The organism is Vicinamibacterales bacterium, from assembly GCA_036496585.1.
Classification (GTDB): Bacteria; Acidobacteriota; Vicinamibacteria; order Vicinamibacterales; family 2-12-FULL-66-21; genus JAICSD01.
The window spans coordinates 163,873-187,459 of record DASXLB010000004.1; the positions used below are offsets into that span (position 1 = coordinate 163,873).

The 23,587-nt window shown below is 67.7% G+C and carries 17 protein-coding genes; 13 read left to right on the forward strand and 4 right to left on the reverse strand.

Going from position 1 to position 23,587, the window contains the following annotated elements; all coding sequences use genetic code 11:
- The first annotated feature begins 2 nt into the window (after positions 1–2).
- From VGI12_01240 to VGI12_01265, 6 genes are read left to right on the forward strand one after another with little or no spacing between them, the layout of a single operon-like run.
- Entirely contained in the window at positions 3–608 is a 606-nt protein-coding gene (locus tag VGI12_01240; GenBank protein ID HEY2431267.1) for a YdeI/OmpD-associated family protein, read from the forward strand.
- Between the two features lie 58 nt (positions 609–666).
- The gene (locus tag VGI12_01245; protein HEY2431268.1) at positions 667–1,194 is read left to right on the forward strand and encodes a DinB family protein; all 528 of its coding nucleotides are present in this window, start codon (positions 667–669) and stop codon (positions 1,192–1,194) included.
- Positions 1,195–1,224: 30 nt separating this feature from the next.
- Positions 1,225–1,563, forward strand: a complete 339-nt coding sequence (locus VGI12_01250) for a YbjQ family protein (GenBank protein HEY2431269.1) — start codon at positions 1,225–1,227, stop codon at positions 1,561–1,563.
- Positions 1,527–2,744, forward strand: coding sequence for an amidohydrolase family protein (locus VGI12_01255; protein HEY2431270.1), 1,218 nt, complete (start codon positions 1,527–1,529; stop codon positions 2,742–2,744). Before VGI12_01250 ends, VGI12_01255 begins: the two co-directional genes overlap by 37 nt.
- Positions 2,741–4,426 (forward strand): D-aminoacylase, encoded by a 1,686-nt coding sequence (locus VGI12_01260; protein ID HEY2431271.1) that lies wholly within the window; start codon positions 2,741–2,743, stop codon positions 4,424–4,426. Before VGI12_01255 ends, VGI12_01260 begins: the two co-directional genes overlap by 4 nt.
- Positions 4,423–5,400 carry a VWA domain-containing protein gene (locus VGI12_01265; GenBank protein HEY2431272.1) on the forward strand — a complete coding sequence of 326 codons (978 nt, stop codon included), beginning with the start codon at positions 4,423–4,425 and terminating at the stop codon, positions 5,398–5,400. Before VGI12_01260 ends, VGI12_01265 begins: the two co-directional genes overlap by 4 nt.
- A gap of 36 nt (positions 5,401–5,436) precedes the next feature.
- Here the strand turns inward: VGI12_01265 and VGI12_01270 are convergent, their stop codons facing one another.
- Positions 5,437–6,294: an SAM-dependent methyltransferase gene (locus VGI12_01270; protein HEY2431273.1), complete on the reverse strand. Its 858-nt coding sequence runs from the start codon at positions 6,292–6,294 to the stop codon at positions 5,437–5,439.
- Between the two features lie 82 nt (positions 6,295–6,376).
- Here VGI12_01270 and VGI12_01275 point away from each other — a divergent pair, with 82 nt between their 5' ends.
- From VGI12_01275 to VGI12_01295, 5 genes are all read left to right on the forward strand, one after another.
- The gene (locus VGI12_01275) at positions 6,377–9,079 is read left to right on the forward strand and encodes a hypothetical protein (protein HEY2431274.1); all 2,703 of its coding nucleotides are present in this window, start codon (positions 6,377–6,379) and stop codon (positions 9,077–9,079) included.
- Between the two features lie 136 nt (positions 9,080–9,215).
- Entirely contained in the window at positions 9,216–10,040 is an 825-nt protein-coding gene (locus VGI12_01280; protein ID HEY2431275.1) for a helix-turn-helix transcriptional regulator, read from the forward strand.
- A gap of 156 nt (positions 10,041–10,196) precedes the next feature.
- The gene (locus VGI12_01285) at positions 10,197–11,666 is read left to right on the forward strand and encodes an amidohydrolase family protein (GenBank protein HEY2431276.1); all 1,470 of its coding nucleotides are present in this window, start codon (positions 10,197–10,199) and stop codon (positions 11,664–11,666) included.
- Positions 11,667–11,685: 19 nt separating this feature from the next.
- Positions 11,686–12,759 carry an alpha/beta fold hydrolase gene (locus VGI12_01290; protein HEY2431277.1) on the forward strand — a complete coding sequence of 358 codons (1,074 nt, stop codon included), beginning with the start codon at positions 11,686–11,688 and terminating at the stop codon, positions 12,757–12,759.
- A 106-nt stretch (positions 12,760–12,865) separates the two neighbouring features.
- The gene (locus VGI12_01295; GenBank protein HEY2431278.1) at positions 12,866–15,952 is read left to right on the forward strand and encodes a hypothetical protein; all 3,087 of its coding nucleotides are present in this window, start codon (positions 12,866–12,868) and stop codon (positions 15,950–15,952) included.
- 18 nt (positions 15,953–15,970) lie between these two features.
- On the opposite strand, the gene VGI12_01300 is transcribed toward VGI12_01295, so the two are convergent.
- Complete coding sequence (locus VGI12_01300; protein ID HEY2431279.1) at positions 15,971–17,188, reverse strand: hypothetical protein; 1,218 nt, start codon at positions 17,186–17,188, stop codon at positions 15,971–15,973.
- Positions 17,189–17,318: 130 nt separating this feature from the next.
- Here VGI12_01300 and VGI12_01305 point away from each other — a divergent pair, with 130 nt between their 5' ends.
- On the forward strand, positions 17,319–20,591 hold the full coding sequence (locus tag VGI12_01305; protein HEY2431280.1) for a hypothetical protein: 3,273 nt from the start codon (positions 17,319–17,321) through the stop codon (positions 20,589–20,591).
- A gap of 257 nt (positions 20,592–20,848) precedes the next feature.
- Here VGI12_01305 and VGI12_01310 read toward each other — a convergent pair whose 3' ends face one another.
- Positions 20,849–21,151: a hypothetical protein gene (locus VGI12_01310; GenBank protein ID HEY2431281.1), complete on the reverse strand. Its 303-nt coding sequence runs from the start codon at positions 21,149–21,151 to the stop codon at positions 20,849–20,851.
- Between the two features lie 54 nt (positions 21,152–21,205).
- Between VGI12_01310 and VGI12_01315 the strand changes: the two genes are divergently transcribed.
- On the forward strand, positions 21,206–21,913 hold the full coding sequence (locus tag VGI12_01315) for a hypothetical protein (GenBank protein HEY2431282.1): 708 nt from the start codon (positions 21,206–21,208) through the stop codon (positions 21,911–21,913).
- 15 nt (positions 21,914–21,928) lie between these two features.
- Here the strand turns inward: VGI12_01315 and VGI12_01320 are convergent, their stop codons facing one another.
- On the reverse strand, positions 21,929–23,548 hold the full coding sequence (locus tag VGI12_01320; GenBank protein HEY2431283.1) for an alpha/beta hydrolase-fold protein: 1,620 nt from the start codon (positions 23,546–23,548) through the stop codon (positions 21,929–21,931).
- Between the last annotated feature and the right edge of the window lie 39 nt (positions 23,549–23,587).

The window sequence follows — 23,587 nt, forward strand, 5'->3', positions numbered from 1 at the left end:
TCATGACTGCTCGAGACCCGCGCATCGACGCCTACATCGCCAAGGCACGGCCGTTCGCCCAGCCCATCCTCGCGCGCATCCGCAAGGCCGTGCACGCCGGCTGTCCCGACGCCGGCGAATCGATCAAGTGGGGGATGCCGGCCTTCTCCTACAAGGGGCCGCTCGCCGGCATGGCCGCGTTCAAGGCCCACTGTGCGCTCGCCTTCTGGAAGGCGTCGCTGATGCAGACGGTGCCGCAGGCCAAACGCCGGGAAGCGATGGGACAGTTCGGCCGCTTCGAGTCGATCGACGACGTGCCGTCCGAGCGCGCGCTCGTGAAGATGGTGAAGGAAGCGGTGGCGCTCAACGAGTCGGGCGCCAGGGTCGTGCGCCGGCGCGCCGCGCCGAAAGCGCCGCCGAAGGCGCCAGCCGACCTGCTCGCCGCGCTGAAAAAGCATGGCAAGGCGATCGCCGCCTGGACCGACTTCCCGCCGTCCCATCAGCGCGAGTACGTCGAGTGGATCACCGAAGCCAAGACCGAGGCCACACGAGCAAGGCGCCTCGAAACGGCGGTGGCCTGGATCGCCGAAGGCAGGGGACGCAACTGGAAGTACGAGCGGGGCCGATGAACGATGACGGCCGACAGCTCACGGCAAACTGCTGACTGCTAACTGACGAGGAATCCCGATGAAGCACACGATCGTGACCTTGGCCCTGGTGTTCACCGCTGCCACCGCCTTCGCGCAGAATCCCGTCAGCGACGTGCTCCGGAACAACTGGAACAGCGTCAAGAAGAACATCAAGGAATCCGCCGAGATGATGCCGGAGGAGCACTACGGCTTCAAGCCCACTCCGGACGTCCGCAGCGCCGGCGAGATTCTCGCCCACGTGGCTGGCGCCAGCTACGAGTTCTGCGCATCGGCGAAGAACGAAAAGGCGCCGTTCCACGAGGACTCCTTCGAGGGCAAGATGACGACCAAGGCGCAGATCGTCAAGGTCACCAACGACGCCATCGCCTATTGCGACGCGGCCTTCGCCGCGGTGACCGACGCCAATGCCGGCGAGAAAGTGCAGGCCGCGTTCGGCGGCACCGGTCAGACGACGCGCGCGGCGTCGCTGGTCGGCCAGATCGGCCACGACAACGAGCACTACGGCAACCTGGTGACCTATTTCCGGCTGAAGGGGTTGGTTCCCCCTTCGTCGCGGCGGCAGTAGGCCGTCGCATTGGCGACGTAATATAGCGACATGGCTCCACTCATCCACGCCATGACCACCACCGCCAACGCCCTGGACGGCTACCGCACGACGAAGTCGCTCGGAATCGTCCGCGGCATCACCGTGCGATCGCGCTCGCTGATCGGGTCGATTGGCGCCGGCCTGCAGACACTGGTCGGCGGCAACATCACGCTGCTGACCGAGTTGTGCGAACTGGCGCGCACCGAGGCGTTCGATCTGATGCTGCAGCACGCCACCGAAGTCGGGGCCAATGCGGTCATCGCCGTCCGCTACGACGCGACCGAGGTGATGAAGGGGGTGACTGAGGTCCTGTGTTACGGAACCGCCGTCATCGTCGAACGCACGTAGCGCTGGGGCGGGCCTTCACCGTCGTCGCGATGGCGGCCGCCGTGTCGGCGCAGTCGCCGCCGCGCACGGTCGTGGCGATCGGCACCGCGCTCGACGGCAGGGGCGGTGTGCTCCACGACACCCGTCTCGTGATCGAGGGCGGCAGGATCGCCGCGATCGATCCCGACGCCGCGCCGATCGACATCGATCTGCGCAGTCGCGTGCTCATGCCCGGCTGGATCGACACGCACGTCCATCTCAACTGGCATTTCGACGATCGCCACGTGTCGGTCGCCGGTGGCGAGCCGGTGGAGCAGTCGGCGGTGTTCACCGCCGAGAATGCCTGGATCACCCTGCAGGGCGGCTTCACGACGGTGCAGAGCGTCGGCGCGGCGATCGAAGGGGTTGTCCGCGACCGGGTGGAGCGCGGGCGTCTGCCGGGGCCGCGCATCCTCACGTCGCTGCGGCAGATCCAGGACCGCAGCGGGGATCCCGACCAGCTGCGCGCCCTGGTCCGACAGACGAAGCAGGAAGGGGCGGACGTCATCAAGCTGTTCGCGACCTCCGGTCTCGGCGCCGGCGGCGATCAGACAATGACCGATGCGCAGATCCAGGCCGTGTGCTCGGAGGCGAAGGCGGCCGGCCTGCGATCGGTCGTACACGCGATCGGTGATCCGGGGGCGAAGGCGGCGGTGCTCGCCGGCTGCACGTCGATCGAGCACGGCACCTTCATCTCGAACGAGACGCTCGATCTGATGGCGGCGCGCGGCACCTACTTCGACCCCAACCTGCTGGTGCTGCACAACTATCTCGACAACGGCGCCGGCTTTCCGACGTTCACCACGCAGACGCTCCAGACCATCGAGAAGGGGATCGCGCCGACGGCCGACGCGCTGCGGCGGGCGCGGGCGCGGCATGTGAAGATCGTGTTCGGCACCGACGCCGTCGCCGGCGCGCACGGACGCAACGCCGAGGAGTTCGTCTACCGGGTCAGGGAAGCCGGCGAAACGCCGGCCAACGTCCTGATCAGCGCGACCTCGCTCTCGGCCGAATCCCTGGGGCTCGGCGACCGGATCGGCGCCATCGCGATCGGCTACGAGGCTGACCTGGTCGCCACCGAGGGCAATCCGCTCGATGACATCACCGCGGTCCGCCGCGTCAGGTTCGTGATGAAGCGGGGACAGGTCTACAGGAACCAATGACTCGCCTGACGCTGTCCGGCCTGCTCTGCGCGCTCGCCGTGCTGCGCCCCGCGGCGTCCGCCCTTCAGTCGCCCTTCGACGTCCTGATCGTCCACGGCCATGTCGTCGACGGCACCGGCTCGCCGTGGTACGCCGCCGACATCGGCATCCGCGGCGGGCGCATCGCGGCGATCGGGCATCTCGCCGGCCTGCCGGCGGCGCAGACGATCGACGCCGGCGGACGGGTCGTCGCGCCTGGATTCATCGATCTGCTGGGCCAGTCCGAGCTGACCGTGCTCGTCGAGCCGACGCTGCCCTCCAAGATTTTCCAGGGCATCACCACCGAGATCACCGGCGAGGGGGGCTCGGTGGCGCCGCTCGACGCCGCGATCGTCGCGGCCGACAAGGTCACCTACGATCACTTCGGCATCGTGCCCGACTGGCGGAACCACGCGCAGTATTTCGCACGGGTCGAGAAGCAGGGCCTGGGCATCAACATGGCGCACTACGTCGGGGCGACCCAGGTGCGGCGGATGGTGCTCGGGGACGCGGATCGGCAGCCGACGCCGGCCGACCTCGATCGCATGCGGGCGCTGGTGCGCGAGGCGATGGAGCAGGGGGCGGTCGGCGTGTCGACGTCGCTGCAGTACGCCCCGGCTCCCTACGCGAAGACGGAGGAACTGATCGCCCTCGCCTCCGAGGCGGCGAAGTACGGCGGCGTCTACGCGACGCATTTGCGCTCGGAAGGCGATGCCGTGCTCGACGCGCTCGACGAGGCGATTCGGATCGGCCGCGAGGCGGGGATTCCGGTCGAAATCTGGCACGTCAAGGCCGCCGGCCGGCGCAACTGGGGCCGGATGAAGGAGATCGTCGCGAAGATCGACGAGGCGCGCCGACAGGGCGTCGACATCTCCGCCGACACCTATGGCTATGCCGCCTGGTTCAACTCGCTCTCCGCGTTCGTGCCGCCGTGGGCGCACGACGGCGGCGACGAGCGATTGATCGCACGGCTGAAGGATCCGGCCACCCGCGCGAAGATCCGCGCCGACATGACCAATCCCGACGACCGGTCGTGGGACAACGAATGGCAGGAGATTCCCGGACCGGAGTCGGTGCTGATCGGCGCCGTCCAGAACCCCGAGCTCAGGGGCATTCAAGGCAAGACTTTGAAAGATGCTGCGGGCGCCTGGAAGCTCGATCCAATCGATGCACTCTGTGAGATCCTGATCCGCGATCACGCGTTCACGGAAGTGGCGGTGTTTGCGATGGCGGAAGGCGACGTGTCGATGGCGGTGGCGCAGCCGTGGGTCGCGTTCGACAACGACTCGCAGGGAACGGCGCCGACGGGGCGGCTCGGCCAGGAGCACCCGCATCCGCGCGCCTACGGCACCTTTCCACGCGTGCTGCGCAAGTTCGTCCGCGAAGACAAGCTGCTATCGCTCGAGGAGGCCATCCGCAAAATGAGCGCGCTCGCCGCCCAGAAGATGCGCCTCGCCGATCGCGGCGTGCTCAAGGCGGGGATCTGGGCCGACATCGTCGTCTTCGACCCGGCGTCGGTGACCGACGTCGCGACGTTCGCCGAGCCGAACCAGCTGTCGAAGGGCATGGACGCGGTGCTGGTCAACGGCGTCCCGGTGATCGCCGGCGGCAAGGCGACCGGCGCATTGCCGGGCCGTGTTCTTCGCGGCGCCGGCACCCGATGAGCGCGCGGCTGTCGGCGGCGCTGGTCATCGCGCTCGTGTCGGTGTCGATCGCGCCGTCGGCTCAGGCACCGTTCCGGAGCGGGGCGCAGACGGTGGCCGTCTACACGACGGTGACCGACGCGGCCGGTGGCCTCGTCACCGATCTCGACAAGGACAAGTTCGAGATCTTCGACGACGGGAAGCCGCAGACGATCACCACCTTTGCCAGCGATCTCCAGCCGATCACGGTCGTGATGATGCTCGACCGCAGCGGCAGCATGGTCGGCAACTTCGGACTCGTGGAGAAGGCCGCGGAAACGTTCGTCGAACGGCTGTTGCCTGGCGACAAGGCGCGCATCGGCAGCTTCTCGAACCGTATCGAAGTCGATCCCCAGTCGTTCACCAACAGCAAGGAGGAGCTGACCGGTATCCTGCGCACCGAATTGCAGGAGGCCGGTCCGACGCCGCTCTGGAATGCCGTCGGCGTCGGCATGACGGGGCTGCTGCACGTGGAGGGGCGGCGTGTCGTGCTGGTCTTCACCGACGGCATGGACAACCCGATGAACGGCAGCCCGAACAATCTCTCGCTGAAGGGTGTGGCCAAGCGCGCCGACGAAGAGGACGTGATGGTCTACGCGATCGGGCTGGCGAGCGCCGAGGACGGATTCCATCGCGGCTACGGCGGATCCGGCGGCGGTCGTGGCTACGGCGGGTTCGGCGGGCGGGGCGGCGGCGGACGGGGCCGCGGCTACACGGATCGCCCCGACCCCGGGCTGCAGACGCTCACGGCCGCCAGCGGCGGCGGCTATTTCGAGCTGACCAGGACCGCCGATCTGACGTCGACGTTCGCGCGCGTCGCCGACGAACTGCACCGCCAGTATCTGATCGGGTTCGTGCCGCAGAAGAACGACGGCAAGAGCCACCGGCTCGAAGTGCACGTCAAGGGCGACGGACTCGTCGCCCGCGCCCGCAAGAGCTACGTCGCTCCGAAGTGAGCCGCAGCGGAGGCGATCGCGCGGCCCTGCCTCGAATCACGCTCTCTGCAATTGCACGATCGCCGACCACGGGCGCTTCGGATTGCGCTGCTTCGGCTCCGGCAATGCGGCGAACAGCTTCAGCAGCCAGGGCAGCCGGTTCTGCGTGCGCGCCTCCTTCAACAGCGACTCGACCCGCACCGGCGTCCAGCCGAGCGGCCGGAAGAAGTCGGGTCCTTCAGCCGGAGCGAACTGGAAAGCGGCGCCGGCGTCGACAATCGCCTGTCCGGTCTGCCGCGCCAGCACCTGCAACAAGCCCGGCGAGGCGACGTCGATCACCCAACGGCGGAACGAGGGCTGCGCCGCCACGTCGTGCGCCAGGGTGCTCACCTGCGCCGGAGACAGATAGATGAGCAGTCCCTCCGTGAGCACCAGCGCGTCGCGCGCGCCGACACTGACGGCAGCGAAGAACGCCTGCCGCGCCGCTTCGTCTGAGAGATCGAGGCGCACGCGCTCGAGCGCGCAGCGCGGGACGGCGTCGCCGAGCACCGCCTCCTTGTAGTCGAAGATAGCCGGCAGATCGACTTCGACCCATCGCAGCGCTGCCGGCAGCGGCATGCGGTAGGGGCGCGTGTCGAGGCCGGCCGCGAGATTGACGACGAGATCGACACCGGCGCCGATGGCGTCCTCGATCATCCGGTCGATCAGCGTCGTGCGGGCCACGAACGCCCAGGCGTTGCGGTCGCCGAACTGCGGAGACTTCGCGATCCGCGCCCCTCGCTCGCCGGCCAGCGCCCGCGCGTAGGGATCGTGGAAGTGCGCGTCCGGCCTCTCGCTCTCCACCGCCCGGTAGTGGGCGACCCAGACGGCGGTGTCGGAGATGTTGCGGACCGGGCGGTCGTCCGATGGCTCCATCCGCACAGTCTACGTCGCGAGGCCGTCCCGACGCGGTATTCTGTCTCCCTCTTTCACAGACCTTGGCAGCAGGAGACAGAGCGTGAAACGATTCGTGTTCGGACTCGGCGCCGCCGGCGTGCTCGCGGCAGGTGCGTTTGCGACCGGCGCCGCAACGCAGGCGGCGGCGGTCGATCCGTCGCTCTACGGCGCGCTCAAGTGGCGGATGATCGGGCCTTTTCGCGCCGGCCGCGTCAACGCGGTGACCGGCGTGCCGGGCCAGCCGACGACGTTCTACTTCGGGTCGGTCGGCGGCGGTGTGTGGAAGTCGGCGAACAGCGGCCGCACCTGGGCGCCGATCTTCGACCGCGCCGGCGTCGCCTCGATCGGCGCGCTTGCGGTGGCGCCCTCGGATCCCGCCGTGCTCTACGTCGGCACCGGCGAGGCCGACATGCGCGATTCGATCCAGTTCGGCGACGGGGTGTACCGCTCGTCCGACGGCGGCGCCACCTGGAAGCACGTCGGTCTCGATTCGACGCGGCAAATCGGACGCGTCATCGTGCACCCGCGCGACCCGAACATCGTGTTCGTGGCCGCGCTGGGACACGTCTACGGCCCCAATCCCGATCGCGGTGTCTACCGGTCGAGGGACGGTGGCGGCACCTGGCAGAAGGTGCTCTTCAAGGGCGACAGCGTCGGCGCGATCGACATCGCCTTCGATCCGTCGAATCCGCAGACGCTCTACGCCGCGATGTGGGCCGTCCGCCGGCCGCCGTGGTTCATCTACGCGCCGGCGAACCTTCCGGGCAGCGGGCTGTTCAAGTCGGCCGACGGCGGCACGACCTGGACGCAGCTGACCCACGGGCTTCCGACGGAAGGTCTCGGCCGCATGGGGATTGCGATCCCGGCCGCGAACCCGAAGCGGATCTACGTGATCGCCGACGCGAAGGAAGGCGGACTGTTCCGCTCGGACGATGCCGGCGCGAGCTTCGCCAGGATGTCGGGTGACACCCGCATCTGGCAGCGCGGCTGGTACTTCGAGAAGGTCACCGCCGACCCGAAGAACGCCGACGTCGTCTACGTGCCCAACACCGGCGTCTACCGGTCGGCTGACGGCGGCAAGAGCTGGGGCGCCCCAATCAAGGCGTCGCCGGGCGGCGACGACTATCACATGGTGTGGATCTCGCCCGACGACCCGAACCGCCTGATCGTCGGCGGCGACCAGGGGACGATCGTCTCGGTGGACGGCGCCCGCACGTGGAGTTCCTGGTATAACCAGGCGACGGCCCAGCTCTATCACGTCGCGCCGGATTACCGCTTTCCCTACTGGCTCACCGCTGCGCAGCAGGACAGCGGTGCTGTCACGACGCCGTCGCGCGCCGCGATGGGCACGATCTCGATGCACCACTGGCTGCCGCTCTGCGCGGGCGGCGAAAGTGGCTACACCGCCCCCGATCCGCTGCACCCGGACATCGTGTTCGGCGGTACCGTCGAAAAATGCAACGTCGAGACCGGGGCGACCAGAAACGTCACCCCGGAGGTGCCGCGCGAAGGCGTGTCGTATCGGCACGCCTGGACGCAGCCACTCGTCTTCTCGCAGGCGGATCGCCGCGCGCTCTACTTCGCCAACCAGTTCGTCTACAAGACGACGGACGGCGGCGAGACGTGGACGAAGATCAGCGACGACCTGACGCGTGAAGACCCCGGCGTGCCGCCGACTCTCGACGCCGCGGCGGCGGCCGACGCGCCGGAAGGAAAACGCCGCGGCGTCGTCTATACGCTGGCGCCGTCGCCCGTTCGTGCCGCGCTCGTCTGGGCCGGCACCGACGACGGCCTGGTGCAGGTGACGTCGGACGACGGCGGGACGTGGCAGAACGTGACCCCGCCCGAGCTGACCGCCTGGACCAAGGTGACGATGATCGAAGCGTCTCATTTCGACGCGATGACCGCCTACGTCGCCGTCGAGCGCCACCAGCTCGAGGACTATGACCCGCATCTCTACCGCACGCGCGACGGCGGCAAGACGTGGCAGTCGATCACCGGAGGGCTGCCGCCGGGGGTGTACGCGCAGACTGTCAAGGAGGATCCGCAGAGCCGCGGGTTGCTGTTCTGCGGCACCGAACGCGCCGTCTACGTCTCCTTTGACGAGGGCGATTCCTGGCAGTCGCTGCAACTGAACCTGCCGGCCACGTCGATGCGCGATCTCGCCGTCAAGGGGGACGACCTTGTCGTCGCCACTCACGGTCGCGGCTTCTGGGTGCTCGACGACATCACCGCGCTGCGGCAGCTCGACGCGAAGTCGACTGCGGCCGCTGCGATTCTCTTCAGGCCGGCGGACGCCTACGACCTGCCGGCTCCGAGCGAACAGGGCACGCCGCTGCCGAAAGACGAACCGCAGGCGGAGAATCCGGCGTCGGGAGCGATCATCGACTTCTACCTGAAGTCGGCGTCCGAGGGTCCGGTGTCGCTCGAGATTCTCGACGCCGCCGGGGCGGTGATCCGGCGTTATGCCAGCGACGATCGTCCGCAGCCGCGCGATCCGGACACGCTCGCCGTCCAGACGATATGGGCGCCGAGTCCTGAGCCGCTGCCGTCGAGTGCGGGATTGCACCGCTGGGTCTGGGATCTGCGCCCGACGCCGCCGGCAGGTGGCCGTGGCCGCGGCGCGGGCGGAGGCGGTGGGGGCGGCGGCCGCGGCCGCGGCGCCAGTGTGGCGCATGGTGTCTATAGCGTTCGTTTGACGGTGAACGGCACCGCCTACACGCAGCCGCTCGTCGTCCATGCGGATCCGCGAGGAGGAGTCTGAGAGACGCGAACGGCGAGGCGCGCGCGCCGACGATTCAGTAACTGAGCCACGCGATCCCCGCGTTCGGACTCGCCGAGCCGCCGCGCCGCATACGGCTGAGTGAAGGCGCCCGGGCCTGCGGTCGATAGGCCGATCGATGGCTCCGGCGGCACCGCACGAGCAGCTCAGGCGCGCGCGCGCGCAGCGCGGCGAGGATCTCGCGGCACTGGCGAGTCGGACGGGACTGCGTCCACAGCACGCCCGCGCCATTGAAGAGGGGCGGTACGGCGACCTTCCGCCCGGGATCTACGGCCGGGCCGCGATCCGGTCGTTTGCCGCCGCCTACGCGCTCGACGCGGAGGCCGTGCTGGCCGACTGCGAACCGCTGCTGCCGCGCATCGAGAACCCGATTGACGCGCTGGCGCGAAGGCGCGGCGTCGTCACCGTTTCCGCGGCCGCCCCGCCGGCGTCGGGCGCGTCCCGACAGCCGGCCTGGCAGCCGTTCGCGGCGGCGTCGCTCGATGGCGCGGTCAACGGCGCGCTGCTCCTGCTCGTCAGCGGCGGCGCCGCGATCCTGGCTCGCGTGTCGGTTGCCACCCTCCATCGTGCGTCGGCGCCGCTCCTGCTCGTCGGCCTGGTGCTCGGCCTGGGCTACTACGTGTGGCTGGGCGGGTTGAGCGGGACGACGCTCGGCGAGTATGCCGTCGGACCCGAGCCGCGGCGGCGCGACCCGCGGCCGCTGACGCTGCGCGCGATCTTCCTTCGCACGCTGGCCGCTGCGACCGCCGACGCGCGGGCGATCCACCGCGCCGGCGCCTGGGTCGGCCGCTCGTTCACATCCGCTGGCGTGGCGGGTACCGATCGGCTGCCCGCGACTTCGCCTTCTCCGCCTCCACCGCGCGATCGCGAGGAGCGGCTGACGTGGTCAACGAGTCGACGAGCGTCCGTGCCGCCGCCGCCACTTCGTCCACGGCGCGGGTGAACGCCTCTTCATTGGCTCTCGACGGCTTGCTGAAGCCGCTGATCTTGCGCACGAACTGCAGCGACGCCCCCCGTACTTCATCCTCGGTGACGGGCGGTTCGAAATTGAAGAGCGGCCGGATGTTGCGGCACATCCTTTTACGTTAACATCCCGCGCATGCGGATTCAGACTCGACTGCTGGGGCCGGCCGTGGCCCTGGCCTCGACGCCGCGCACCGCCGCGCTGGCGGTCGCGCTGGCAGCGGCGATCGTCATCCTGCCGGCCGCACAGACCGGACAGTTTTCCACGACCGTCCGCGGCTTCATCACGGTCGACGCTCCCGGCGTCGCGCTGACGCACGTCCGCGTCATCGACGGCACCGGCGCGCCGGCCAGGGACGATCAGACGATCGTCATCCGCGGCGGCAACATCGCCGAGATCGGCGACACGGCTCGCGTCAAGGCGCCCGACGGCGCGACGACGATCGATCTCACCGGCAAGTCGGTGATACCGGGGCTCGTCATGGTGCACGAGCACACCTACTATCCAACCGGTCCTGGTGTCTACGGCCAGCTCGGGCTGAGCTTCGCGCGCCTGTATCTGGCCGGCGGCGTGACGTCGATGCGGACGGCGGGCAACACGAATGGCGTGATGGACATCGAGCTGAAGCGGCAGATCGACGCCGGCACCCAGGCAGGTCCGTCGATCGACGCGACTGCACCGTACCTCAACGGACCGCAGGGGATGCTGCAGATGCACCCGCTGAAGGATGCCGAAGACGCGCGAAAGCAGGTGGCCTACTGGGCCGACATGGGATCGACGTCGTTCAAGGCCTACATGCAGATCACACGCGACGAGCTGAAGGCGTCGATCGAAGAAGCGCACAAGCGGAGCATGAAGATCACCGGGCATCTCTGCTCGGTGACGTACTCGGAAGCCGCGGATCTCGGCATCGACAATCTGGAGCACGGCTTCATGGCCGCGACCGACTTCGTGGCCGACAAGCAACCCGATGTCTGTCCCGGACAGGCGGTTGGTCAGCGGACGATCGCGGCGCTGGACGAGAACGGCGCCCCGTTCAAGGCGCTGGTGCAGAAGCTCGTCGACAAGCATGTGGCGCTCACTTCGACGCTGACGGTCTTCGAGACGTTCACCCCGGGCCGGCCGCTGCCGCCGGGTCTCGACGTCCTGCTGCCGGAACTGAAGCAGCAGTTCGAGGCGAACTACGCGCGGACCGCGCAGAATCCGCAGTCGCTCTACGCGACGCTCTTCCCAAAGGGGATGGCGCTCGAGCGCGCCTTCGTCCGCGCTGGCGGCATGCTCATCGCCGGCACCGATCCGACCGGCGGTGGCGGCGTCGTTCCCGGCTACTCGAACGAGCGCCAGCTCGAGCTGCTCGTCGAGGCCGGCTTCATGCCGCTCGAAGCGATCCGGATCGGCACGCTCAACGGCGCGACGTATCTCGGCCGCGAGGCGCGCATCGGCTCGATTGCGGTCGGCAAGCAGGCGGACCTCGTCGTCATCGGGGGCAATCCGTCGACGACGATCGGCGACGTGCGGAAGGTCGAGACGGTGTTCAAGCAGGGCGTCGGCTTCGATCCGGCGAAGCTGCGCGCCTCGGTGACGGGGAAAGTTGGACTGTGGTAGCTCACAGGAGTATCGACTGATGCTGTTTCAGGCCGTGGCGCTGTCTCTGGTGTTGCAGGCGGGTGGCGGACGCGCGCAGTTCCAGGCGCCGCCGATGACCGAGTCGGACTTCGTCATCAAGGATTTCACGTTCAACTCGGGTGAGACCCTTCCGGAGCTGCGGATTCACTACCGTACGTTCGGCACCCCGAAGAAGAACGCCCAGGGCGTTGTCACCAACGCGGTGCTGATCATGCACGGCACGGGCGGGACCGGCGCGCAGTTCGTCGGGCGCGGGTTCGCCGGCGAGCTGTTCATGCCCGGCCAGCCGCTCGACGCGACGAAGTTCTACGTCATCCTTCCCGACGACATCGGCCATGGCAAGTCGAGCAAGCCGAGCGACGGGCGGCGCGCGAAATTCCCGAAATTCGGCTACCAGGACATGCTGACCGCGGAGCACGCGCTGCTCACCCGAGGCCTCGGCGTGAATCACCTGCGACTCGTGATGGGCACGTCGATGGGCGGCATGCACACGTGGCTCTGGGGCGAGCGCTGGCCCGACTTCATGGACGCGCTGATGCCGCTCGCCAGCGTGCCGGGCCAGATCTCCGGCCGCAATCGGGTCTGGCGGCGCGTCGTCATCGACGCGATCAGGAACGATCCGGCGTGGCAGGGAGGCGACTACACGACGCAGCCGCCAAGCGCCCGCACCGCGGCCGAGATGCTGTGGCTGGTGAGCAGCAATCCGGCGATCCGTTCCCGGAGCGCGCCGACGCTCGCCCAGGCCGATCGAGAAATCGACGCCTACGTCGCCAACTGGGTCAGGAACAACGACGCCAACGACCAGCTCTATGCGCTCGAGGCCTCGTTCGACTACGACCCGGGCCCGAATCTCGAAAAGATCACGGCGCCGCTGTTCGCGGTGAACTCCGCCGACGATTTGGTCAACCCGCCGGAGATCGGCGTGCTCGAGAAAGAGATCACGCGAGTGCCCAAGGGGCGCGCCATCATGATTGCGTTCAGCGACAAGACGGCCGGCCACGGCACGCATACGCTGGCGGCGGTGTGGAAGGACTATCTCGTCGAGCTGCTGAAGGTGTCGGAAAAGCCGTAACTCAGGTCCGCGTTCACTCGCCACGGCGGCTTCTAGTCGGCCCGACTACTATCGCCTCGCGTTGGTGCGGTACAGTGGACGGATGCGACATCGCTCGAGATTTCTCGTGGGTGCTGCCGTCGTTTGCGCCACCGCGCTCGCGACCGCGCAGGCTCCTGCGACGCGTGCCCCACAACCCGCGTCACGGGCCACGCAGCCCGCCACCCGCGCCGCCAAGCCCGCTACGGCGCCGCAGATGGCGGCGGTCGATCCGGCGCTCTTCAAGGGCCTCCAATACCGCCTCGTCGGCCCTTCACGCGGCGGCCGTGTCACGACGGTGACCGGTGTGCCCTCCCAGCCGAAGACGTTCTACATGGGCGTGGCGAGCGGCGGACTGTTCCGGACGACCGACGGCGGCCAGAGCTGGCAGCCGCTCACCGATGGCCAGGTCCCGCTCGGCTCGACCGGCGCTGTCGACGTCGCGCTCTCCGATCCGCGAGTCATCTATCTCGGTACCGGATCCGACGACGTGCGCAGCAACGTGTCGACGGGGCGCGGCATCTACAAGTCGATCGACGAAGGGAAGACGTGGACGTTCGCCGGTCTCAAGGACAGCGGGCAGATTGGCGGCATTCGTATCCATCCCTCCGACCCGAACACGGTGTGGGTCGCGGCGCAGGGTGACGCGTTCAGGGACAACGCCGAGCGCGGCGTCTTCAAGACCACCGACGGCGGGAAGACGTGGCGCAAGGTGCTCTACATCAGCGACGGCGTCGGGGCCATGGACGTCGAGCTGCAGCCCGGCAACCCCAGTGTCGTCTTCGTCTGGATGTCGCGACTGCAGCGGAAGCCGTGGACGATCATCAGCGGCGGCCGGGAAGGCGGTCTCTACCGGTCGGCCGACGGCGGCGAGCACTTCACGAAGATCACCGGGGGCCTGCCGGCCGATCTGATCGGCAAGGGGAACATCGGCGTCAGCGCCGCGGACCCGGCTCGCGTCTACGCGCTGATCGAGGCGAAGCCGGGCGGGGGCCTCTATCGCTCCGACGACGCCGGCCAGACGTGGAAGAAGATGGACGTGCAGCCTGCGTCCGCAGCCTCCGGCATGATCCAGCGGCCGTTCTACTACGACACGCTGGGCGTCGATCCGACCAACGCCGACGTCCTCTACACGGGCGCCGAGAACTTCTACAAGTCCGTCGACGGCGGCCGGACGTTCAGTCCGATGCGGACGCCGCACAGCGATCAGCACGACATCTGGATCAACCCCAACGACGGCAAGACGATGATCCAGGCGAACGACGGCGGCGCCAACGTGTCGTTCGACGGCGGCCGCACCTGGTCGACGCAGATGAACCAGCCGACCGGCGAGTTCTACGGCGTCTGGCTCGACGAGGGGTTTCCCTACAAGCTGTATGGCGCGCAGCAGGATGACGACACCGTGATCATCTCGAGCGTGGCCGAGCCCTACAACCTGGGCGACTGGCGCGCCGGCCCCGGCTGCGAAACCGGACCGATCATGCCGCATCCGAAGAACCCCGAGATCGTCTACGGCTCGTGCAAGGGGCAGTACGGCGTGATGGATCTGAAGACGGGACAGGAGAAGAACTACTGGGTGGGCGCGCAGTCGCTCTACGGGAACCCGGCCAGCGATCTAATCTACCGTTTCCAGCGCGTCTCGCCGATGGCGACGTCGCCGCACGATCCCGAGGTGCTCTACTACGGTTCGCAGTACCTTCATCGCTCGCGCGACAAGGGGGTCAGCTGGGAGCGGATCTCGCCCGATCTCACGGCGCATCCCGACTGCTGCCAGGGGGTCAGCGGCGAGCCGATTACGCGCGACGTCACCGGCGAGGAGTTCTACAGCACGCTCTACGCGATCCTCGAGTCGCCGCTCGAGCGCGGCGTCATCTGGACCGGCTCGAACGACGGACCGTTCTTCGTGACGCGCGACAACGGCCGCACCTGGACGAACGTCACGCCGAAGGACCTGCAGCCTGGCGGCCGCGTCCAGTACATCGACGTCTCGCCGCACCGCAAGGGCTCGGCGTATTTCGCGGTGTACCGCTACCTGCTCGGCGACTATGCGCCGTATCTCTACCGCACCGACGACTACGGCAAGACCTGGACACGCCTGACCGACGGTACCAACGGCATTCCCGCCGACACCCCGACCCGCGTCGTCCGCGAGGACCCCGACCGCGAAGGGCTGCTCTATGCCGGCACCGAGTTCGGCATCTACGTCTCGTTCGACAACGGCGGCCACTGGCAGCCGTTCAATCTCAACCTGCCGCAGGTGCCGATCGCCGACATCAAGGTGCACCACAAGGCGCTCGTCGTCGCGACGCAGGGACGCGCGTTCTGGATGCTCGACGACCTCAGCGCGCTGCACCAGCTGACGCCGCAGGTGACGACGACGGCCGTGCATCTCTTCGAGCCGCGTCCCGGCTACCGTACCCGCATCAGCCCGCAGACGCTCGCACCGCAGTTCGAGTACTACCTGCCGGCGCCGGCGTCCGGCGCGGTGACGCTCGAAATCCTCGATGCCGCCGGCGCCGTCGTCAACAGCTATAGCAGCGAAACGCCGATCGGCGGCGGACGCGGTGGTCGGGGCGGCCGTGGCGCCGGGGCAGGCGCGGACGCCGCGGCCGGCGCTGAAGGGAACTTCGATCCCGAGGCCGGCGGTGGCCGCGGCCGCGGCATCCCGCCGCCGCGTGTGACGAAGGACGCCGGCATGAATCGCGTCGCCTGGGACGTGCGGAACGCGGCGGGCCTGACGCTGCCGCCCGGGAGCTATCAGGTGCGGCTGAAGGCCGGCGACGTCAGCGAGACACAGGCGTTCACCGTGCTGATCGATCCGCGCATCGCCGCCGAAGGGGTGACGGGCGCGGACCTGAAGGAGCAGTTCGATCACAACGTCCGCGTGCGCGAGCTGTCGGGCGCCGTGGCGCAGCTCCTGACTCGCGTCCGCGGTGCGCTCGCCAGTCCCGACGCCGCCAAGGCGTCAGCCGCGAAGACGATCTACGACGCGATCGTCAGCATGCCCGAGGGCGTCCGCTACAACAAGCCCGGCCTGCAGTCGCAGGTGCAATACCTGGCAGGCATGACGAGCGGTGTCGACCAGCAGATCGGTCGCGACGCGATCGAACGGTATCAGACGCTTCGGAAAGAGCTCGACGGGCTGGTGGCGAAGGCGAACGCCGCGGGCATCTAGCGCGGAGGGCAGCGAGTCTCAGTGCACCGCGCCGGCGCACTGCTTGAGGTCGGCGGCCATCGGGAAGATCCCCTGGCTCAGGCTGCCGCCGCCGAAGCCACCGCCGCCGTAGCCACCGCCGCCCCGATACGATCGGATGAACTGGCTGTCGTCGTCGATCGGCAGTTCCAGCGAGTTGCGGCAGAAGTCCATCCAGATGCCGTCCATGTTCAGGTACTGCTCGACGTTCGACAGGTAGAACGCCGATACCGTCGCGTGGCGCTGCCGCAGCCAGGCGCCGACCGACCGGAGCGCCTTCGGACCGGCGAAATTGCCGACGATCGGCACGAGCAGATTCTTCGTTTCGAGCGCCTTCAGCACGCTCCAGTTCTCGTCAGTGGCCAGATAGCTGCGCAGGACGCCGCTCCCGTCGGTAGCGACCATCAGATCGCCATAGGTCGGAGAGTTGCGGAAGCCGCCGCCGCGGCCGCCGAAACCGCCCGACATCCAGTAGGTCAGCTCTGAGCCGTAGTGCCCGAAATACTCGTAGACGTACCTGATGCCCGTCACATCCTCGTCGAGCAGCGGCAGGTGGTGCTTCACCTTCAGGTCGTCGATGATCGCGTTGAAGTTCGCCTCGAACAGCGGCGGCAGCGGTTCCTCCGCCGGGATGACCGGAGACGCGGAGAAGGCGCGGAACAGATCCTCGGCGCTCGCGTCCTTCGTCAGCCCGTCCGGGCGCGGCCGCGAGAACAGCTTCGAGAGGAACTCGCCGCGATCGCTCGACAGATCGAACAGCGCCTTGTACATGAGATGCAGATCGAGATTGCCGCGGCGGACGTCGACGATGAACACCATCGCGGGCTTGAGGGCGGTGATGTAGGTGAAGTTCTGTTCCGGTCCGACGCCCATGTAGACGCGTCCGGGATGGTTGTAACCGACCAGATCCGGGATCACATACTGCAGCCAGACCTCGTTGGAGAGCAGATTGTCGGATCGGAAGCTGCCGTTCGGCTCCGACAGACTCTGCGAAAGCTCCCAGAACTGCGCATCGGTCAAGCGATCCGGCAGGCCTGTTTTTGCCGGCGCGGCAACGGGTGCGGTGTCGGCGGTGGGGGCCGGCGTCGATGCGGATCCTGCGGCGGGCGGCGCGGCCGGCGCGGACTGGGCCGGATGGTGGATACACGATGTCGGGAACGCCGCGAACGTGACGACCAAAGACACCGCGATCGAGAAGCGTTTCGTCAGTCTGGACACTCAGGGACCCCGCCTGCGAATCCTAGCAGAATCCCGACCCGGTCCCGGACGTCACGTCGGGTAAGCAACCAGCGACGACTGGTCGTAGTTGACACGATATAGTCGTGATGGTTTCGGACAAAGGCCTCCTATGACAGTGCATACCAACCGTTTAACTCGCGGCGCATCGCTCGCGCTGGCGCTGGCAGCGTTCGGGATTTCCGGCTTCGCCGTGCGGCCCTCGGCGCAGGCACCGCAGGCCGCCGCGCAGACGCCGCAGGCCGCCGCCGTGCAGACGGCGCCGGCAGCCGCGGCGGCTCCGCCGGCCATCAATCAGTCGGATGACCCGATCCTGCGCAGCTTCCGGTTCCGCTCGATCGGTCCGGCAAGCATGGGTGGCCGGATCGACGACATCGCGGTCTCCGAGTCGGATCCGAACGTCATCTACCTCGGCTATGCGGTCGGGGGCGTGTTCAAGTCGGACAACAACGGCGTCACCTTCGAGCCGGTGTTCCAGACCTCGGGCACCGCCTCGATCGGCGACATCGCGATTCATCCGCGCGATCCCAACATCGTCTACATCGGGACCGGCGAGTCGAACAACCGGCAGACCTCGTCGTTCGGCGACGGCATCTACAAGACGACCGACGGCGGCAAGACCTTCACGAATGTCGGCTTGAAGGAGACGCAGTCGATCGCGCGCATCGTGATCGATCCCAGGAATCCCGACACGGTCTACGTCGCCGCGATCGGCCACCTCTTCGGTCCCAACAAGGAGCGCGGCGTCTACAAGACGACCGACGGCGGCAAGACGTGGGCCCTCGTCAAGTTCATCGACCAGGACACCGGCTTCACCGACCTCGCGCTCGATCCGTCGAACAGCAACGTCGTCTACGCGGCCAGCTATCAGCGCCGCCGGCAGGGGTGCTGCTTCAACGGCGGCGGCTCGAGCAGCGGTCTCTGGAAGTCGGCCGACGCCGGCAAGTCGTGGACGCGGCTGACCGGCAACGGCCTGCCGCCGGGCACCTACGGCCGCATTGCGCTCGACGTCTCGCGTTCGAATCCCAACGTCGTCTACGCGCAGATCGAAGCGGGCGACGTCGGCAAGCCGATTCGCACTGGTCCGGGGGACGATCTCGCGGCAGCGAGTGAAGCGACTCCGGCGGGAGCGGCCGCCGTTCCACAGCCTGGCCAGCCAGGGGCGCCCCCCGGTCGAGGACAGCGGGGCGGCGCCGCGCCACAGGCTGCGGCGCCAGCGCAAGCTCCCGTCGCAGGCGGAGGCGGGGGCGGCCGTGGAAATCAGTTCGACTGGTGCAACACCGCCGGGCCTGGCAAGGGCTGGCCGATCGGCCGCGGCGGATTCGGACAGCAGCCGCCGGCCGCACCGAGCGAGCCGCGCGTGCCGCCGACGCTCGATCCCAAGACCGGCGGCGTGCTCCGCTCGGACGACAAGGGAAAGACGTGGACGCTCCTGAGCAACTGCAACTCGCGTCCGATGTACTTCAGCCAGCTCCGCGTCGATCCCTCGAACGACAAGATCATTTATGTCGCCGGCCTGCCGGTTGCCAAATCGCTCGACGGCGGCAGGACGTTCGCGACGCTCGACGAGGCCGGCGGCTACGGCGAGCCGGGCCACGTCGATCAGCATGCGATCTGGATCGATCCGAAGAACTCCAGGCACATCATGGAAGGAAACGACGGCGGCCTCGACGTCAGCTGGGATCAGGGGAAGACCTGGGACTTCGTCAACACCATGGCCACCGCCCTTGCGTATGTCGTCACCGCCGACATGCGCCATCCCTACTACGTCTATATCGGGCTGCAGGACAACGGCAGCTGGGGCGGTCCAAGCGCGGTGCGCGGCCGCGGCGGGATCATGAACTCGCACTGGTTCGGCATCGGCGGCGGTGACGGTTTCTATACGGCCGTCGATCCGACCGACTACAACATCGTCATCACCGAGTCGCAGGACGGTGCGACGAACCGCTACAACCTCGCAGAGGGAGGACGCGGACGGAGCATCCGTCCGGTCGCTCCCGGCGGACGCGGCGGACGCGGGCGGGGCGGCAACGCGCCGACGGCTGCCGCCGCGCCGACGGCCGCCGCCGCGACGCCGGAAGCGCAGTCGGGTGCGGTTCCGGGGACACCCGCGGCGCCTCCCGTGCAGGTTGGCGGCGCCGGCGGATTCGGCGGGCGCGGCGGTCCGCCCAACGTGTTGAACGCTGCGCAGGGTGACGTCTACCGTTTCAACTGGAACACGCCGGTGATCATGTCGCCGCACAATCCGAAGATCGTGTGGCTGGGCGGCAACCGGCTGTTCAAGTCGTACAACCAGGGCGACACGTGGGTCGCGAGTGAGGACCTCACGAAGAACGTCGATCGCGACAAGGTGCCGGTCATGGAAGTGCCCGGCAACTACTCACAGCTCTCGAAAAACGACGGTGTGGTGGCCTACAGCACGATCATCAGCATTTCGGAGTCGCCGGTGATGCCAGGCGTCGTCTGGGCCGGAACCGACGATGGCAACCTGCAGGTGAGCCGGGACGGCGGTCTGACGTTTACCGAGGTGGGAAAGAACATACCGGGACTCCCGAAGGACAACTGGTACTGGATCTCGCGTATAGACGCATCGCACTTCGATCAGGCCACGGCGTATGTGGCGGTCGACGGACATCGCAGCGATGACCTGAAGCCCTATGCGTTCGTCACGCACGATTTCGGCAAGACGTTCCAGAGTCTCGGCGGCGGCCTGCCGCAGTACGGCAACGTGCAGGTCATCCGCGAGGATCCGAAGAACAAGGATCTGCTCTACGTGGGGACCGAGTTCGGACTGTTCCTGTCGCTCGACGCCGGCAAGAGCTGGCAGCGGTTCATGAACGGCTATCCGACCGTGCGTACCGACGACATTCTCGTCCATCCGCGCGAGAACGACCTGATCGTGGCCTCGCACGGTCGCAGCGTGTGGATTGCCGACGACATTTCCCCGCTGCAGCAACTGACGCCGGCGGTGCGGGAATCGGATGCGACGCTGTTCGACATCCGTCCGGCGGTCGCCTGGGTCAACGATCAACAGAACAACCAGCAGGTGGGCGGGCAGAAGGTGTTCATCGGCGAGAACGCGCCGCGCGGTGCGGCCATCAACTACTACCTGAAGTCGGCCGCGGCGGGCGACGTCAAGATCACGATCGCCGACGTCAACGGCCGCGTCATCAGAACACTCGATGGTCCGAAGACCGCGGGCATCAACCGCGTGATGTGGAACCTGGCGCCACAGCCGGCGCCGGCGCCGGCCGGCTTCGGTGGCGGCCGCGGCGGCGCCGCCGCCGTCGAGCCCGGCACGTATGTCGTGACGCTCGACGTCGGGGGGAAGAAGTTCAGCAAGCCGGTGCAGGTGGCGCAGGACAGGTGGCTGGGGGAGAGATAGCGGGGGGTGAGCGGGGGCGCTGAAGGTGCCAAGGGTGCTAAGGGCGCCAAAGGTGCCAAGGGTGCTGGTGCAAAGAGTGCTAGGGTGCTGAAGGTGCCGGTGCCAAGAGTGCACCCCCGGCACCTGCCCCCTTTGGCACTCTTCGCACCCTTGGCACCAGCACCCTTAGCACCTTTGGCGCCTTTGGCCCCCTTGGCCCCTTCACCCGCCCTTAGCACCCTTAGCACCCTTAGCCGCTTCCCGCCCCTCCCTCCGCCCTACTTCTTTTTCGCGGGCGCTTTGGCCGCTGCGGGCTTCGCCTCGATGCCGGTTGCGGTCATCCGGTAGGTCACCGTCACCTTGTCTCCGGCTTTGGGCTCACTGCCGGTGAGCTTGGTCGTGGCGTCGCGGGCGATTTCCCAGTTGTCCGTGCCTTTCTTCACCACGATGGCGTCGGACCGGGCTTCGATGACCGGGCCGGTGACCTGGTAGGTTTTGACCGCCGCCGCGGCGGCAGTCGCGTAGCCGGCGCCGAACGCCCCGGCCGTCAGAACGAGCGCAAGAGCCACAATTTTTTTCACGCGAGACCTCCACTGAAATTTGCGGCTATTATCATCCGCGGAGAGGCTTTCATGATGACGAAGTTGTTCGCGTGCGCCGCGGTACTGGCCCTGACGGTCGCGGGCGCTGCCGCGCAGACCCCCGCGGCCTCCGCCGACCCGGTTGGAACCTGGAACGCGTCGTTCAACACGCAGCAGGGCGTCATTCCGGCGACGCTGAAGCTGCAGAAGGACGGCGAGAAACTGAGCGGGACCATCACTTCGCAGGAGGGATCGAGCCCTCTCGAGGCGGAGATCAAAGGCAAGTCGCTGTCGGTCTGGTTCAACTACAGCGCCAACGGGCAGGCGATCCCGGTCGAGATGACCGGCACGGTCGACGGCGATTCGGCGAAGGGCACGATGACGGCCGGCGGGAGTCCGGCGGGCGACTGGACAGCCACGAAAGCCAAGGACACGAAAGAGCCGGCCGGGAAGGTCGACCTGTCGGGCGACTGGAACGCATCGCTGCAACTCGACACGATCACCGCGACGCCGACCTTCTCGCTCAAGCAGGACGGCAACAAGCTCACCGGCGAGTACGTCAGCCAGCAATACGGCAAGTTTCCGCTGACCGGCGAGATCACCGGCACCGCGGTGACGCTCACGGTCTCGATGAACATCGAGGGGAACGCCCTCGCCGCGGTCTACAGTGGCGTCCTGCAGCCCGACGGCAGCCTCAAGGGAACCGTCGACATCGGCGGCGGCGCGATGGCAGGCACCTTCTCCGCGTCGCGGAAGAAGTGAGCTGGAATTTCCACACTACCGATAGCGCCAGCTCGTTTTGTCGGCGCCCGCCGGCGCGTACTTGTCGATCTGGGCGGCCATTTTTCCGAGGAGTTCGGCGCCGCGCGGGCCCCAGCAGTGCGGCGCCCGCCGCTGGAAGACGATCTCACCCATCTCGCCGGGGTTTCCGTTCTTCTGCCAGAACGCGTTGAGATTCTCGACGGCGTCGTTCAGGTAGTAGGAATCCATGTCGCCGACGTAGACGTTGAGCTTGTGGCCGATTTTCGGCCCGAGCGACGCCCAGTTCGTCTTCAGCACGTCGAGGAGATCGTACGTCTTCCACTTCTCGGCCACGCGATGATCGATGACGCCGGTTTCCTTGTTCCAGATGCGCATCGGGTAGCCATCCGCCCCGACCGGTGAGTAGGTGGCCTCCCAGATGTCCCACTGTCCGCCGCTGCGCGATCGGTCGCCGACGGTCAGCTCGTAGTCGTTCTCCCCCTTCATCGTCATCACGACGGTGCCGTCCGGCCGGCGCTCCGACGGCCGATCGATCTTCAGCCAGCCGCGATCGAGATAGTAGGCGTTGTCGTCCTTGTAGACGTTGACGATCTGGTGGTAGTTGAAATCGACCGAGTCGGGACAACTGGCGAACGAGCCGCCGTAGAAATCCGGGTAGAAGATCTGGTGCGCGGCCGCGATCCAGCCGCCGGTCGAGCCCCCCGAGAGCATCCGCGCCCACGGCTGCCGGATCACGCGGAACTGCGTTTCCACGGCCGGTATCAGCTCCTGGATGATCGCGTCGCCGTATGGGCCGTTGTTCTCCGAATTGACCCCATAGGAATCGTCGTAGTACGGCGACGGGTGCTGCAGCGTCACGTCGATGAACCGCGGACTGTCGTCGGCCATCCACGCGCGGTCGAAGTCGCCGCCGCGTCCGTAGCCGTTGGGCGCGCCGAGCGAGAAATGCCCTTGAATGTAGTTCACCGGATAGTGGACGTCGGGATGCCGGTCGTAGTCCTTGGGCAGCAGCACGGTCGCCCCCAGGAAGATCGGCTGTCCCCACCACTTGGTCAGGATCTGACTCTGGATCTTGATCCGCTTCACCATGGCGGTGTCGGCCGGCGGCGTGATCGGGGCGATCGTCTTGTCGGCGACCAGCGCGATCGGCGTCGACGATGACGGATCGAGGTGGAGTTTGACCGGATCGCCGTACAGGTTGCCCGGCGAGCGCTTCCAGTTCTGTCCTTCCCACTGGTCCATGTGCATCCAGATCGTGTGACCGTCGGCCCGCGGGAACCGCGTGTAGACGTTCACGAACGGCTGGATCCAGTAGTCGCCGGCGGGGATGTCGCGAAGGCTCGCCAGCGGATGGCCGCGGTAGCCGCTGTCGAACGCCACCGGTGTGCCGGCCTTCAGCTGCTCCACGTACTTCGAGAAGAGCGGCACACCGTCCGGATCGGTCTGCTGAATCGGTGGCGTGCGATTGTCGGCGCTGATCGCGACATAGACCATCCCGGTGATCGGCTCGGCATGCGCACCGGCGGCGAACGCGACCGTGATCCGCGGTCCGGCGGCGGACTGGGCCGAGAGATGGCGCGAGCCGGCCGCTCCCGCGGCGGCGAGAAGCGTGGCAAAGACGAGTCGGCTCTTCATCCGCATGTGTTCGTGTTCGTCCGTAGTCTTGACGTGGTT